Origin of the sequence: Christensenella massiliensis, from assembly GCF_040409835.1 — a bacterium.
Taxonomy (GTDB): domain Bacteria; phylum Bacillota; class Clostridia; order Christensenellales; family Christensenellaceae; genus Christensenella; species Christensenella massiliensis.
In genome coordinates this window covers 1,084,448-1,099,854 of record NZ_CP117826.1, presented here as the reverse complement: position 1 = coordinate 1,099,854, position 15,407 = coordinate 1,084,448, and the positions used below count along the sequence as shown (strand labels likewise).

The window sequence follows — 15,407 nt, the reverse complement described above, 5'->3', positions numbered from 1 at the left end:
TTTTCCAAACGGCTTTTTTGATTTGCTCATTCTTTTTGACCGATCATATTTTCCCGGCCGAGCCTTTGATCGAGCTCCCGCAATATCCCGTCGCAGCCGCGTACGCCGAGACCAAAACGCTCCGCTCCTGCATCGGCCATTTCAAGAAGCGTATCGAGGCTGCGGATGCCGCCCGAGGCTTTTACTTTTACGGTATCTCCTACCGCGTCTTTCATGATGCGGACCATTTCTACTGTAGTAGGCTTTCCCTGAAATCCGGTGCTGCTTTTGACCCACGGCGCCCCTGCGCCCGCGACGAGCTCTGCCGCCCGCGCGATTTGTTCATCCGTCAAAAGCGCCGTCTCGATAATGACCTTGACGGGGATCTTTACGGCGTCGCATACTGCTGAAATGTCCTGTTTGGTATATTTCAGATTCCCTGAAAGAAAAGCGCCTATATTCATGACCATATCGATCTCCTGCGCGCCTAAAAGCTCGAGCTGTTTGGCCTCGTATACTTTGGCGGACGTGAGCTCGCCGCCGAAAGGAAAACCGGTCACACAGCCGTGCAGCAGGTCGTAGCCGATCGTATTCTTCAGCGTGCGGGAAAAATAACAGGGCAGGGTGATCGTAGAAGCACAATGATACGCTTTTGCGATATCACAGATGCGGTCTACGTCCGACAGGCGCGTATCCGCGGCAACTGCAGTAATGTCAATCATATTCGGTAGAGTTTCCAAAGAAACCATAGCGTGATCCTCCGATATTCAGGTCGAATTTAGCGGCTGATGCCTAAAACAGTATTATCATAGACCGTGGACCCCGGTGTTGTCAATGAATAAAAGTAAGAAATTTTCTATATTTTGCTGTATAATGAAAGCGGAACAAAAATAGAAACGGAGCATCAAAAATGAACATTGAAGCAGTTAAGGAATTTTTCAGGCAGGACAGATTCGTTCAGGCAGCCGGGATCGAGATCAAAAGCGCGGAAGCCGGGGCGTGCGAGTGCGTTGCGAAGATCAGGGAAATGCACCTCAACGCAGGAAATGTGGTGCAGGGCGGAATGATTTTTACGATTGCAGATTTTGCGTTCGCGGTCGCCGCGAACTGCCGGCACGGGAACGTTGTTTCTCTGAATAATAATATCACCTATGTGCGCCCGCCGAAAGGGAAACTGCTGATCGCCCGCGCGAGAGAAAAGGCGGCGACGAGAAAGACCTGTCTGTATGAGGTCGAGATCACAGATGAGCTCGAAACGCCGGTAGCGTTCATGACGACGTCCGGCTATATCAAGGGAGGCAGCATCGGCCTGCCTGAGAAATAAAAAAGAACGGGAGCATCTCAGCACTCCCGTTCTTTTATTATCCGGTCAAGCGGGCTTTTTTGCTGCATCGCGTTTCAGAGCCAGTGTTACGAAGATACCGGCAACGGATGCGATCGCCGGAACGAGGAACGTCCATGCCGTCGGGATGCCGCTCGGCGTTACGACGGTCGCGATCGCAGGGAACATGAGGCCGGAGGCGGCGAACGCGATCATGACGAGGCCGTAATTCGTGCCGTTGTTTTTGATGCCGAAATAATCAGCCGTCACGGCAGGGTAGACTCCGGCGCTCCCGCCGAATGCAAACGATATAAGCGCGATGAGTACGATGAAGAAATAGCTTTGCGCAAAGGTCAGAAGCAAAATACTCACGAGCGTGATACCATACAAAAGGAACAATACGTTCCTGCGGCCGAGACGGTCGGACAGCCATGGAGCGAGCAGTCTGCCGGCGGCGGAGGCCATACCTGTAGCCATCACGCCGGCAAGCGCCGCGGCTTCCGTGAGGCTGCGCAGCTCTCCCAACGATTTCAGCAAAGGATTGATGATAAAATAAGCGGGGGTTAAAAGCAGCATGCTGAAGAAAATAAAGTAATAATATTTTGTTTTGAGGACCTCGCCGGGCGTATATTGTTTTTGCGCGGAAAGATCGGGCAGCTTTGTCTCGAAACGCTCCATATATCCTTTGGAGGGATTTTTGACGAACCAACCGAAAATAAGAAGCACGGCGAGGAAAATAAGCGAAAGGGTCAAAAATGTCTGCGAGACGCCGACGGCTTTCAGCAGCGTGTTTGCGACTGGAGTGAACACAACGGTGGAAGCGCCGAACGTACAGACGATCACGCCCGTTGCGAACCCTTTTCTGTCCATGAACCATTTTTGCGCGCAGGAGATCGTAGACGTATAGGCCGCTCCTACGCCAAAGCCTGCAAGCCCGCCGTAGAACAGCCAAATCAGCTGGGGCATATCCTTTGGAACGAGGGACGAGAGGAAAATACCTGCGCAAAACAGGAGGCCGCCGAGAAATACAACAGGCCGCGGTCCTTTTTTATCGCCCAGCCGCCCGCCGAGCACGATGCCGAGGACGAAAGTTGCGAGCATGATCGAAAAGGTCACGGAAGCGTCCGCTGCACTCCATGAATAATATTCCATGACGGAGGGCTGGAAAATACTCCAAATATAGATGATCCCAATACAGAGCTGGATGACTGCACCGGCAATCAGGGGGAGAGCCTTGTTTTCTTTCATAGGGTACCTCCGAAAGCGTATTTTAATATGCTAACATAATAATAGACGATTTCAGCAGGAAAAGCAACGCTGCCGGGCGCATTTTACGGGCGGGAATATTTTTTCGGGTGCGGGGGCCTCTTGTGGATTCAGGCGGCAGGATGTAAAATAAGGAATAGGCGGAAGAGCCGGACGGCAACGAAAAAGAGGACAGAAGACGATATGCTGGAAGGAATCAAAATAGAAGTATATAAAGCGAATCAGGAGCTTGCAAAAAACGGGCTTGTTACCCTGCGCTGGGGTAATATATCGGCGAAAGACGAGAATACAGGGTATATTGTCATCAAACCGCGGCGGACGGCGAGCGCGCTTCTCCGGCCGGACGATCTGATCGTCTGCGATATGGACGGGAAAATACTGGAGGGAACGCACGCGCCGACCTCCGATCTATTTACGCATCTGGAGATCTATAAGGCGTTCCCGCAGGTCATGAGCGTTGCGCATACCCATTCCAAGTGGGCGACGGTGTTCGCGCAGGCCGGGAAGAGCATTCCCAATCTCGGCACGGCGCATGCGGATTATTTTAAATACGATATCCCCGTCACACGCACGATGCGCCCGGAAGAGATCGCAAAGGACTATGAAAAAAATACGGGCCGTATCATTGCGGATGCTTTTACTCTGAAAGACCCAATGACCACACCGGCGGTGCTCGTCAAAAGCCACGGGCCGTTCGTCTGGGGACAGAGCATCCATGAAACGGTAGATAATGCGGTGGCGCTCGAATATGTAGCGGAAATGGCGTTCTATACGCTGCGGCTCAATACGGATACGGATATGAATACGTATCTGATCGAAAAGCATGTACAAAGAAAACAGGGAGGGCGGAATGAGCAATAAGTCCACCTCGACGGAGCGGCAGCTTTTTATCCTGTCGCTGCTCTCGCAAAGAAAGAGCGGATATACGATTACCGAGATCATCGACAGCCTGAAGCGTATGGCGGATATCGACGCAACGCGCCGTATGGTCGCGCGGGATATGGATTATATTTCACAGAATTTCTTTGTGTACGAGGAAGAGCATGATGGGAGGCTCGTCTATAAGGCGGATAAATACGCCCTTTCAGATATTGATTTTTCCATTGCGGAGATCGTGTCGCTGTATTTTACGGAACAGGTCCTGAAGACCTATCGCTCTCTCGGTATGGCAAAGGATGCTCTTACGATTATACGGAGGATATTGGATAAGCTGCCCGGCCTATCGCGCAGCGCGATAGAAAATGTGAAAAAAATGATCAAGATCGTTCCGGAAGCAGGCGACGATCCGGCGGATGAGGAAGTCTTGGCGCTTGTGCAGGAGGCGCTTGAAGCGTCCCGCAGCCTGCGGCTCACCTATCGTTCTTTTTCCTCGGGTGAGACGGCGCAGCGCGTATTCGACCCATACGTGCTTGAAATACGCGAGGGCTGCTGGCACACGCTGGGCTTCTGCCATCTGCGGCAGGCGGTGCGCGATCTGCGCGTATCGCGCATTATAGCGGCGGAGCTCACAGATGAGACATTCACGCCCCCGCAGCGCTTTTATGAGGAATACCGTAAAACGCGGTTCGATAAACTGGCGGGAGAGGAGCTTTGCGATATCCGAATACGGTTCACAGGAGACGCGGCGCGCCTCGTTCGGGAATATCATGCGCGCAAGGCGGACCGTATAGAAGAAAACGAAGGCTCGATCTTATTTGAGAAAAAAGCGGCTGTCACGCCGGACCTGAAAAGCTGGCTGCTTTCTTTCGGCGGGCAGGCTGAGGTGCTCGCGCCGGACAGGCTGAAAAAGGAACTGAAAGAGGAAGTGGAGCGCATGAGCGCTTTATACGGGAAGGAGTAACCAATGAAACAGAGACAGATATTGAATACCCTCTCTCCTGATTTTAAACGTGATGGTCAGGGGCAGGAAGCATATATCCGAACGAAAAGAGCACAGACGGTGGATTTCGTGCGGCGTTATTTAAACAGGGCTCACGCCGGAGGCGTGGTGCTGGGCGTTTCGGGCGGGATAGACAGCTTTCTTGCGGCGGCGCTGTGTGCGCAGGCCTGCGCAGAGGAAGGGAAAAAAATGTATATCGTGCTCCTTCCGAACGGAACACAGAGCGATTTTGAGGACGCTGAGGCCTGTGCGCGGCAAATCAGGCAAATCAATCCGCAGACGGTATGCGATACGGTTTCCATCGCGGGCGGCTACCGGGGCGCGGTAGAAGACCTCTCTGCCGCGCAGGGCTTTTCGCAGGACGCCTATACGCTCGGAAATCTCCAGCCCCGGCTGCGCATGATGTACCAATACGCGCTCGCGAAAGGGATGCTCGTTGCCGGAACAGACCATGCGACGGAGGCGATCACAGGCTTCTATACAAAATACGGGGACGGCGGGAGCGATTTCAATCCACTGCAGGAGCTTGTAAAGGACGATATTTATGATATGGCGAAAACTTTCGGCGCGCCGCAGGCTGTGCTCGATAAGCAGCCCGCCGCAGGCCTTGGGATATCCGCAACGGATGAAGAAGAGCTCGGGATAAGCTATACGGATATCTGTGCATATCTGAAAGGGCATGTGATCGAAGACAGCGTACGGGAAAAGCTCGAAGCAGCATACGACCGCTCTGCGCATAAGCGCGCGATGGCCGCGTCGCTGAAAGATGAATATTCGCCGGTAAAGCCGGTCACGCATATCCATATTGGCCATGCGGACGAGCAGCGGGTGGAAAAAAGTACGATCGCCTATATCAACGCACATCCGGAGCAGAATGTGCTTTATGTAACAGACGGGCGGCTTGAAGATGCGTTTTATCATGAGATCAAAAAGACAGTCAATACGCCGGTCGCGCATTATAATTGCTTTGCGCCCGACGGAGACGGCGGAGTGAACAAAGAATTCGGACGGCTGGCGGATAATCTTGAAATGGACGTGGTGGTCTCCGGCAAGGTGGACGATACGTTCCGGCGCATTCTGCTGCACCTGATGAACAGCCGGTATCAGGTTACGCTCCTGAAAGACTGTCTGACAAAAGTAAAAAAATAAAAAGAGGGGCGGAGGCCTGCCAAAAACGGTAAAAGGGGAAAATTATGGATATTTTCAAGTATGTGGACGAAGTGGTCGATTATTACGAGACCATACAATATAAATATAAAAATATTGCGCATGACCTGAAGCACATGATGGAAGAAGCGGTATGTAAAAATTCAGAATATACGCTGAATATCTCTTACCGGGTAAAGGAGCCGGAGAGCGTGCGGGAAAAGCTGATACGCAACAGCTACTACCGCCTGCATACGACAAAAGAGGAGATCGTCGCCAATATACAGGATATCATCGGCCTGCGCATCGAGTGCAAATTCAACGACGACGAGGCCTACGTCTATTCGCTTATGCTCAAGCTGTTCAACCGGACGGACGACCAAATTTTTTATTATAACGATAAGTTCCCCAAAATGCGCTTCAAGCTGAACGAAAAACAGCCGGCGAAACAGAAAAACGGCTTCGATATTTATAAAATAGACGCGCGCTATGAAGACCATAAGGGAGAAGAGGACGAGATACGCGTCAACTTTGAAGTGCAGATCAAATCGATGGTCAACATGTTCTGGGGCGATATCGAGCATAAGATCATCTATAAAAATCCTTCCTACTTCATGGTAGAACAGCAGGTCATTGAGAACATGGTTTCTATCAAGGAGAACCTGAACCTTGTCGATCATCAGCTCCATGTGCTGTATAAGCGGTATAAGCGCGATAACAACTCCAAGCTGCATTACCGCAAGGAGAATATCCAGAATATCATCAGCAAGCTGATCCACGATACCATCGCGCGTAAGATGAAAAACGACCTCGGCTTCGTCGTGCAGTTCAAGGACAGCTGCGACAGCATCGTCGATTACATTTTCATCGTGAACAACGCGGCGCAGATGGAGGATTACGGGCGCGTTATGACGGAGATGTTTTATATCACAGGAACGATGAGCGGCGAAGAGCTCAATTTCCGCGAATCGCTTCAGCTCGAGCGTGAATTCAATACAGGCGATCCGTTTATCGATACGGTAGGGACGACGATCCAAAAGCTGATGAACGTGGATTTCAACTGGCATCTTTACTGTATGATCCTGTTCGAACTGGAGCGCGGCAGCCGGATCGACGCGCTCGAGACGTTTATCCGATACTATAAGGGGAGACTGACGGCGAATTCGGAGCTGCACCGCCTCGGGGAAGTATTCCCGTCGGAAACGGCGAAGAAGATCAAGGCGGATCTGCTCTCGGAAATGGGCTATGTGTTCCGCCGTCACGCGGATATCACCCTGCTGCACGAAGAGGGGATTCTCGAAATGACACGCGCCCTGAAAAAAACGGTATCCAATATCATCAAGGACAATCCGGACTGGAATAAAGAGAAATCCATCTATTTTCTGTATCTGAACAACAGTGTCAATCTGGAAACGCGAAATTGACAAAAGGCCCTGTGTGGCAGTAAGATTGTAAAAGAAATGCAAATAATTGAAAAAGAGGACGAGAGGCAATGAAAATCAAACTGGCTGACGGCAGCGTCAAGGAATTTAAGGATGGCATGACCGCTCTTGAGATCGCAAAAGAGCTGAGTCAGAAACTGGGCAAATCCGCAGTAGCGGCAAAAATCGACGGTACAGTCACGGAACTCACGGCGGTTCCGACGGATGGCGCTGCGCTCGAGATCCTGACGTTCGGCGACGAGGAGGGCAGAAAAGCGGTTTGGCATACGGCGTCCCATGTGCTCGCACAAGCGGTAAAGCGCCTGTATCCGGATGCGAAGCTGGCGATCGGTCCGGCGACAGACAGTGGATTCTATTATGATTTCGATACGGAAAAGCCCTTTTCAAACGATGACCTTGCCAAAATCGAAAAGGAAATGAAAAAGATCGTGGCGGAAAATATCCCGCTTACGAAATATACGCTTCCGCGCGCGGAAGCGATCGCGAAAATGAAAGAAGCGGGAGAGCCCTATAAAGTAGAGCTCATTGAGGACCTGCCCGAGGACGCGGTGCTGAGCTTCTATGAGCAGGGAGATTTTACCGACCTGTGCGCGGGGCCGCATGCGGCGGCAACCGGCAGGGTAAAAGTGCCGAAGCTCCTGCGGACAGCGGGCGCGTATTGGCGGGGCGACGAAAAGAACAAGATGCTCCGCCGCATCTATGGTATCGCATTTCCGACGCAGAAGGAGCTGGACGAGCACCTGCAAAAGCTGAAAGAAGCGGAAGAACGCGACCACAACAAGCTGGGCCGTGAGCTTCACTATTTCACCACCAGCCCGGTGGTCGGACAGGGGCTGCCTCTTTTAATGCCCAAGGGCGCGAAAACGATCCAGCTTTTGCAGCGCTTTGTGGAGGATGAAGAAGAACGGCGCGGCTATGTGCTCACCAAAACGCCGTACATGGCAAAAAGCGACCTCTACAAGATATCGGGGCATTGGGACCACTACAAGGAAGGCATGTTCGTGCTGGGCGACGAGGAAAAGGACGACGAAGTGCTCGCACTGCGTCCGATGACATGCCCGTTCCAATATACGGTCTACAACGCGGAGCATCATTCATATAAGGATCTTCCGATCCGCTACGGGGAAACGTCCACCCTGTTCCGCAATGAAGCGTCGGGCGAGATGCACGGCCTCATCCGTGTACGCCAGTTTACGCTTTCGGAGGGACATATCATTTGTACGCCGGGACAGCTCGAGGATGAATTTATGGGCGTGCTCGACCTTATCAAATACAATATGGGTGTGCTCGGGATCGAAAAGGACGTGACCTATCGTTTTTCCAAATGGGATCCGAACAATAAGGAAAAATATGTCGGAGACGAAGCGGAGTGGGAACGTGTGCAGGATGCGATGCGCCAGATTCTCGACCATACCGGCCTCAAGTATTATGAGGCGGACGGAGAGGCTGCGTTTTATGGCCCGAAGCTCGATATCCAGTTCAAAAACGTATTCGGCAAGGAAGATACGCTGTTTACGGTGCAGATCGATTTCTCACTCGCGGAACGGTTCCAGATGACCTATGTGGACCGGGACGGACAGAAAAAAACGCCGTATATCATCCACCGTTCCTCGATCGGCTGCTATGAACGTACGCTTGCTATGCTGATTGAAAAATATGCGGGCGCGCTGCCAATGTGGATGATGAGCGAGGAGGTTCGTCTGATGAACATTACAGAAGCGGCGGCGGCCTATTGCCACGAATATGCACAGCGGCTGCGGGCCGCGGGCCTGCGCGTCACGGTGGATGACCGTCAGGAAAAAATAGGCTACAAGATACGCGAAGCGCGGAATGAACGAATCCCCTACATGCTGGTTGCCGGGGAAAAGGAGATCACGGGCGGCACGTTTGCAGTACGCCGACGCGGCGAAGGAGAGATCGGCAGCATGACGCAGGATGATTTTCTGGAGATGGCGGTACGGCAGGATCGGGAAAAGACGATTTTCTGATGCAGCCGCAGGGCGGCATGGAAAAGTATAAAATGCATATAGCCGTATTTTTGCTTGACACTATGCCAAGCGCATGATATAGTAATAACGTTAAAACAAAGCAGAGGCTGCCCGCTTCTCACCTGTACGCAAGGGCGTGCATGGTCAAATAACAGACGAAAGCTTTATTTGTCGGTATTTTTGCGGGTAGTGTAAGCTGCCCGCTTTTTTGTGGGCAGAGGGTAAAACGACATCCGATGTTAGGGGGAAAAAACCATCGCAAACGAACCGCTCATCAATGAGCAGATCAGAGAACCGGAAGTTCGGTTAGTTGCCGAGGACGGAAGACAGCTTGGCGTGATGTCTTCACGCGAAGCGCAGAAGCTGGCGGACGAGGCTGACCTTGACCTTGTCAATATCTCGCCTAAGGCGAAGCCGCCGGTATGCAAGCTTATGGACTACGGCAAATACCGCTTCGAACAGAATAAACGGCAAAAGGAAGCAAAGAAGAACCAGAAGGTCATTACCTTGAAGGAAATGCGTCTTTCTGCCACGATCGACAAGCACGATATGGAAGTGAAGGCCAAAAACGTCAAAAAGTTCTTGGAAGCAGGAGATAAAGTAAAAATATCGATTCGTTTCCGCGGCCGTCAGCTTTCCCATACAGATCAGGGCCGTCAGGTCATGGAGCTGTTCCTTGAGATGCTCGGGGAAGCGGCAGTGGTCGAGAAGAATGCAAAAATGGAAGGCCGGAGCATGTTTATGATCCTGTCTCCCAAAGCATAAAATAGAGTACCAAACGAAAAGTTTTTATACAGAAGGAGGGCGTCAAGATGCCTAAGATGAAGACACACAGGGGCGCGGCAAAAAGATTCAGCCTCACGAAATCGGGAAAAGTCAAAAGAGCCAAAGCGTACAAGAGCCACATATTGAATAAAAAATCCTCCAAGAGGAAGCGGAATCTCCGCAAGGGTACTTATATCAGCGCGGCAGAGCAGAAGAACGTAAGAGTTCTGATTCCGTATAAGTGATCGGAAAAGAGACGAGGAGGTTTAAAAAATGGCAAGAGTAAAAAGGGCAGTAAGCTCCCATAAAAAACGCAGAAAAATATTTAAGCTCGCAAAAGGATATTTCGGAGCAAAATCCAAGCAATACAGGTCCGCAAAGCAGCAGGTAATGAAATCCATGCACTATGCTTATGCGGGACGCAAGCTTAAAAAGCGCGATATGCGCCGCCTGTGGATCGTGCGTATCAATGCGGAGGCGCGGCAGAATGGTATCAGCTATTCTCAGTTTATGAACGGTCTTAAGCAAAGCGGGATCGACCTCAACCGGAAAGTACTGGCTGACATGGCTGTAAGCGACAAAGCCGCATTCAAACAGCTTGCTGAAACGGCGAAGAAAAAGGTGCAGGCATAAAACGGAAATGTACGCAAGGGGGATAGTAGGCTAAAGTACTATCCCCATTTTTATTTATACATGCAGGATGCGGCATCTGTATCCGGACGGATAGATATGCGCAGGGTATACAGAGGGAAAACAATGAAAGAGATCAGGAGCCATTCCAACGAATATATCAAGATGCTGAGATCCCTGAAGCGCAAAAAATTCCGGGATGAACAGGGCCTGTATATTATTGAGGGAGCTAAGACCATTGAGGAGGCGGTTTCTTCAGGACAAGAGCTCGCCTGTATTCTGATATCAGATAAAAACGGCTCTGTTATGCGGTTTGCGCAGCAGCATAATGTAGAAACAATAACTGTACCATATGAAATAGTACAGCAGGTCGCGGATACAAAATCTCCGCCGAAAGAGCTTGCATGCGTGAAAAAACAGGAAAATCTTCCTGATCTCGGCGGCAGCTTCTATGTAGCGCTGGACGATGTGAACGATCCCAAAAATCTGGGTACGATCATTCGGACGGCAGATGCCGCAGGAGCGGACGGCGTGTTTATTTCAGAGACGAGCGCGGACTTCTACGGCCCGAAAGCGCAGCGGGCCGCGATGGGAAGCACCTTTCATATACCAATCGAGGTCTGTGATCTGAAAAAACGTCTTGCGGGGCTGAAAGAAAGCGGAGTAAAAATCGTTTCCGGCTCGCTTCAGGGAAAGGAAGAAATGCCGGAAGGCCTCACGGCGGCATGCGTAGTGGTCGGGAACGAAGCGCGCGGGATATCGAAAGAAATTGCAGACATGAGCGACGTGCTCTATAAGATATGCATCTATGGACAGGCGGAAAGCTTGAATGCGAGCGTCGCGGCGGGTATAATGATGTATGATGTGCGGCGCGCACTGAAAGAAGCTATTATTTAGTTTATCATAATTGATTTGTATTTTGATTTTGAGAGGAAACGAAAATGGAATGTGAGCAGATCGTAGCAAAGGCGCAGGGCGAGATCGCCGCGGCGCAGTCGAGCGCAGAGCTTGACGGCATTCGTGTGAAGTATCTCGGTAAAAAAGGCGAGATCACGCTGCTGATGAAGCAGATGGGCGCCCTTTCCAAAGAGGAACGCCCGGCGTTCGGGCAGGCAGTCAATGCGGCAAGGAAAGCCGTAGAAGAGACGCTTGCACAGGCAATAGAGAAAATTGCAAAAAAAGAAAACGAAGAAAAGCTGGCGGCGGAGCGTATAGACGTTACGCTGCCCGGAAGAAAACAGGCGCTTGGGGCGCTTCACCCACTGACGCAGGTATACCGCGAGGTGCGCGATATCTTCCTCAGTATGGGCTTTGATGTTACAGAGGGACCGGAGGTAGAGCTTGACCGGTATAACTTCGAGCTTTTGAATATTCCGAAGGATCACCCTGCCCGTGATATGCAGGATACGTTTTATGTCAGCGAGGATGTGGTGCTGCGGACACACACCTCCCCGGTACAGGTGCGCACGATGCTCTCACAGAAGCCGCCGATCCGCATGGTGTGCCCGGGGCGCGTGTTCCGTACGGACGACGTAGACGCCACGCATTCCCCTGTATTTATGCAGATGGAAGGGCTCGTCGTGGGAAAGAACATTCGTTTTTCCGATCTCAAGGGAACGATCAACACGTTCATCCGTAATTTTTACGGGGAGCATGTGAAAACAAAATTCCGTCCCGGCTTCTTTCCGTTTACAGAGCCGTCCGCAGAGGTGGACGTCACATGCACGGTATGCGGCGGTAAGGGCTGCGGAGCCTGCAAGGGCGCGGGTATGATCGAAGTGCTCGGCTGCGGGCTTGTGAACCCGGTCGTGCTTGAAAACTGCGGGATCGACCCGAACGAATATTCCGGCTTTGCGTTTGGACTGGGGATCGACCGTTTGGCGAATACCAAATACGGCATCACGGATATCCGTCTGCTGTATGAAAACGACGCGCGCTTCCTGCGCCAGTTCGTATAAAGAAGAAACAGGATAGCGGACGTTCGGCGCGTTCTTTATTGGAATGATAGAAAGAGGATAGATATATGTTAGCACCCTATAGATGGATCTGCGATTACGCAGATATAAAATCAGATCCGCATACACTTGCGGAAAAAATGGTCATGACCGGAAACGGCGTAGAAGAGATCGTAGAGCTGGGCAAAAATATTCAAAATGTGGTGGTCGGCCGGATCGAGAAGATCACAAAGCATCCGGACGCGGATAAGCTGCAGATTTGTATGATCGATGTGGGAGACGAAGAGCTCCTGCAGATCGTCACAGGCGCGGACAATGTGTTCGAGGGCGCCTATATCCCGGTTGCGAAAGCGCCGTCTATGCTTCCGGCAGGGCCGATCAAAAAAGGCAAGCTTCGGGGCGTGGAGTCGTTCGGGATGCTGTGCTCGGGCGAGGAGCTGAATTTAAAGGAAGAAGACTACCCGGGCGCGGGCGTAAACGGTATCATGATACTTGAGGGCGAGCCTGCGGTCGGAACGGATATCCGCGAGCTTTTAAACCTTTCGGGAACGGTGATCGATTTTGAGGTCGGCGCGAACCGGCCGGACTGCCTTTCCATTTTAGGAACAGCGCGCGAGGCTGCTGCCGCGGACGAAACGGCGTTCCGCCTCCCGGAAGTAAAATATGAAGAACACGGGATCAATACAGAAGATCTGGTCAGCGTAAGCATTCAGGCGCCTGAACTGTGCACGCGCTATATTGCAGCGGCGGTGACCGATGTTAAGATAGAGCCGTCGCCGGAATGGATGCGGGTGCGCCTGCGCGAGGCGGGCATACGGCCCATCAACAATATTGTGGATATCACAAATTTCGTTATGCTGGAAACAGGCCAGCCGATGCATGCGTTCGACGCCTCCAAAATACGCGGGGGAGAGATCATTGTGCGCCGGGCGAAGAACGGCGAGAAGATGAAGACGCTTGACGATAAGGAGCGCACCTTTACGGAAAATATGCTGCTGATCTGCGATAAGGAAGGCCCGATCGGCGTTGCGGGCGTCATGGGCGGCCTTGATTCGGAAATCACAGATCAGACCAAAACGGTCGTGTTTGAATCCGCGAAATTCATGTATGGAAATATTCGTCAAACGTCGCGCGGCCTCGGACTCGCGACAGAAAGCTCTATGCGCTTTTCAAAGGGCGTAGACGCAGTGACAACGCTGCTTGCGATGCAGCGTGCACTCACGCTGATCGATATGCTCGGAGCAGGAAAGGTAGCGAGCGGCATGATAGACGTGCTGAACGAGGACCTGAAACAAAAGGTCATCAAAGTCAATGCGGCGCGTGTCAACGCAAAGCTCGGCACAGATATCTCTGCAAAAGAGATGCAGCAGTATCTGAACCGCGTATTTATCCAGACGGGGCTTATAGGCGATGAGCTGGTGTGCACCATTCCGGCTTTCCGCGGGGATATTTGCGGTACGGCTGATATCGCAGAGGAAGTGGCGCGCATTTATGGTTATGACAATATCCCGGAGACAGACGCGCTCATGCATCTGTGCCGCGGGCGTATGTCCGCTTATGAAAAGAAAGCGGACGCCATAAAGGATTATTTAAAGGATATGGGCTTTCTCGAATGTGTGACCTATTCCTTTACCGGCCCGCAGGATTATGCGAAAATCGGTATGGGCGTGCCGGACAGCGTGAAGATCATCAATCCGTTGGGGGACGATTCCTCCCTTATGCGCACTACGCTCGTTCCGCACATGCTTTCTGTCGTCGCGCTGAACCAAAACCGGAAAAATGAAAACGTACAGCTTTTTGAAGTGTCGCGTGGTTATTTCCCGCAGGACGGGGAGCCGCTGCCGCATGAAGTGCCGATGCTTGTTCTGGCGCAGACAGGCAAGGATTTTTTCGATATGAAAGGGATCATAGAGAACATCGTACGCCTGACGGCCGGAGGGGATATCCGCTGCAGGCGGGCAAACGAGCCGTGGCTGCACCCGGGCATATCGGCGGATATTTTCGCGGGCGGACAGAAGATCGGCGTGATGGGAAGCGTACATCCGGATACGATGGAAGCGTTTGATATGCCGGAACGCGCGGTGATCGCGCAGATCGATCTCGAAGCATTATACGCAATAGAAAAACCGGAACGGAAATTCCATGCGCTTCCGAAATTCCCGGCTGCAACGCGGGACCTTGCGGTGATCGTAGACCGGGAGACCGGCGCGGGAGATATGATGGAAGCCATGAAAAAAGCGGGCGGCAGGCGCGTAGAAAAAGTGGAGCTGTTCGACGTATTCAGCGGCGCGCAGGTCGGAGAAGGAAAAAAGAGCGTAGCCTACGCCATTACGATGCGCAGCCCGGAAGGAACGATGCGGGATGAAGAAGTGGACGCGGTCATAAAGAAGCTTCTTAGAACGCTCGAAAAAGAGTTCGGGGCGCAGCTCCGGCAATAATGCAGGTTGTGGAAAAGCAGAGCCTGTTGTATAATAGAAGAAAACCCGGATGAGAGAGGGAATGCGGCATGGAAAAAACAAAGACGGTCGTCAGTATCGGCGGAAAAGAATATACGATCTGCGGAACAGACAGCGCGGAATATATCCACAGAGTCGCCCTGCACGTCAACAAGAAATTGACGGAGCTCAAAAAAGCGAATCCGGACCTGAATAATATCCAGCTTGCCATGCTTACTTCCCTGAATATCGCAGACGATTATATGAAAATCAGCGACGAGCTCGCAGCGGCAAAGCAGGAGCTTGAGCGGCTCGGGAAAAATACGGGAAACAGTCATCCGGCACAGTTCAACAGACGGTAATGAGACCATAAAAACAGGCGCGCGCGCCTGTTTTTTTTGTGCCCCGAACGGCGGAAAACGGCAGGCCGCGCGGGAAAGGAAACCGGAAAACCGCCTCAAACGGGAAAGAATCTCCATAAGTGAATCACCTAAAAGCCATATTTTGCATGATTTTGTAAGTACATATACAAAAAAACGTGCCCTTCACAGGAGGAGCGCGTAATTCTTATAAAGTATGCCTTTTGAAACAAAAGAGCAAA

15 protein-coding genes and 1 other annotated feature are annotated in these 15,407 nt (G+C 51.8%); of the genes, 13 read left to right on the top strand and 2 right to left on the bottom strand.

Annotated features, from left to right (window positions below):
- Window positions 1-26: 26 nt before the first annotated feature.
- Complete coding sequence (gene deoC / locus PUP29_RS05235) at window positions 27-728, bottom strand: deoxyribose-phosphate aldolase (RefSeq protein ID WP_079546822.1); 702 nt, start codon at window positions 726-728, stop codon at window positions 27-29.
- Window positions 729-889: 161 nt separating this feature from the next.
- Here deoC and PUP29_RS05230 point away from each other — a divergent pair, with 161 nt between their 5' ends.
- Window positions 890-1,303 carry a PaaI family thioesterase gene (locus PUP29_RS05230; protein ID WP_079546823.1) on the top strand — a complete coding sequence of 138 codons (414 nt, stop codon included), beginning with the start codon at window positions 890-892 and terminating at the stop codon, window positions 1,301-1,303.
- A 45-nt stretch (window positions 1,304-1,348) separates the two neighbouring features.
- On the opposite strand, the gene PUP29_RS05225 is transcribed toward PUP29_RS05230, so the two are convergent.
- Window positions 1,349-2,548, bottom strand: a complete 1,200-nt coding sequence (locus PUP29_RS05225; RefSeq protein WP_079546824.1) for an OFA family MFS transporter — start codon at window positions 2,546-2,548, stop codon at window positions 1,349-1,351.
- A gap of 201 nt (window positions 2,549-2,749) precedes the next feature.
- Here PUP29_RS05225 and araD point away from each other — a divergent pair, with 201 nt between their 5' ends.
- From araD to PUP29_RS05165, 12 genes are all read left to right on the top strand, one after another.
- Entirely contained in the window at window positions 2,750-3,427 is a 678-nt protein-coding gene (araD, locus tag PUP29_RS05220; RefSeq protein WP_079547843.1) for an L-ribulose-5-phosphate 4-epimerase AraD, read from the top strand.
- Complete coding sequence (locus tag PUP29_RS05215) at window positions 3,417-4,406, top strand: helix-turn-helix transcriptional regulator (protein WP_353423956.1); 990 nt, start codon at window positions 3,417-3,419, stop codon at window positions 4,404-4,406. The genes araD and PUP29_RS05215 overlap by 11 nt, the downstream gene beginning before the upstream one ends.
- A gap of 3 nt (window positions 4,407-4,409) precedes the next feature.
- A complete protein-coding gene (gene nadE / locus PUP29_RS05210; RefSeq protein ID WP_079546826.1) occupies window positions 4,410-5,594 on the top strand; it encodes an NAD(+) synthase in 1,185 nt (394 codons plus the stop codon).
- 44 nt (window positions 5,595-5,638) lie between these two features.
- Entirely contained in the window at window positions 5,639-7,015 is a 1,377-nt protein-coding gene (locus PUP29_RS05205; protein WP_079546827.1) for a GTP pyrophosphokinase, read from the top strand.
- Between the two features lie 68 nt (window positions 7,016-7,083).
- Window positions 7,084-9,021, top strand: coding sequence for a threonine--tRNA ligase (gene thrS, locus PUP29_RS05200; RefSeq protein WP_079546828.1), 1,938 nt, complete (start codon window positions 7,084-7,086; stop codon window positions 9,019-9,021).
- Window positions 9,022-9,113: 92 nt separating this feature from the next.
- Window positions 9,114-9,239 (top strand) — a sequence feature (ribosomal protein L20 leader region).
- Between the two features lie 37 nt (window positions 9,240-9,276).
- A complete protein-coding gene (gene infC, locus PUP29_RS05195; protein ID WP_079546829.1) occupies window positions 9,277-9,786 on the top strand; it encodes a translation initiation factor IF-3 in 510 nt (169 codons plus the stop codon).
- 47 nt (window positions 9,787-9,833) lie between these two features.
- On the top strand, window positions 9,834-10,031 hold the full coding sequence (gene rpmI, locus PUP29_RS05190; protein ID WP_079546830.1) for a 50S ribosomal protein L35: 198 nt from the start codon (window positions 9,834-9,836) through the stop codon (window positions 10,029-10,031).
- A 28-nt stretch (window positions 10,032-10,059) separates the two neighbouring features.
- Window positions 10,060-10,419: a 50S ribosomal protein L20 gene (rplT, locus tag PUP29_RS05185; RefSeq protein WP_079546831.1), complete on the top strand. Its 360-nt coding sequence runs from the start codon at window positions 10,060-10,062 to the stop codon at window positions 10,417-10,419.
- 123 nt (window positions 10,420-10,542) lie between these two features.
- Entirely contained in the window at window positions 10,543-11,313 is a 771-nt protein-coding gene (locus PUP29_RS05180; protein ID WP_353423955.1) for a TrmH family RNA methyltransferase, read from the top strand.
- Window positions 11,314-11,357: 44 nt separating this feature from the next.
- Window positions 11,358-12,374: a phenylalanine--tRNA ligase subunit alpha gene (pheS, locus tag PUP29_RS05175; protein WP_079546833.1), complete on the top strand. Its 1,017-nt coding sequence runs from the start codon at window positions 11,358-11,360 to the stop codon at window positions 12,372-12,374.
- A gap of 65 nt (window positions 12,375-12,439) precedes the next feature.
- Window positions 12,440-14,809, top strand: coding sequence for a phenylalanine--tRNA ligase subunit beta (gene pheT, locus PUP29_RS05170; RefSeq protein WP_079546834.1), 2,370 nt, complete (start codon window positions 12,440-12,442; stop codon window positions 14,807-14,809).
- 68 nt (window positions 14,810-14,877) lie between these two features.
- Window positions 14,878-15,168 carry a cell division protein ZapA gene (locus PUP29_RS05165; RefSeq protein WP_079546835.1) on the top strand — a complete coding sequence of 97 codons (291 nt, stop codon included), beginning with the start codon at window positions 14,878-14,880 and terminating at the stop codon, window positions 15,166-15,168.
- Window positions 15,169-15,407: the final 239 nt, after the last annotated feature.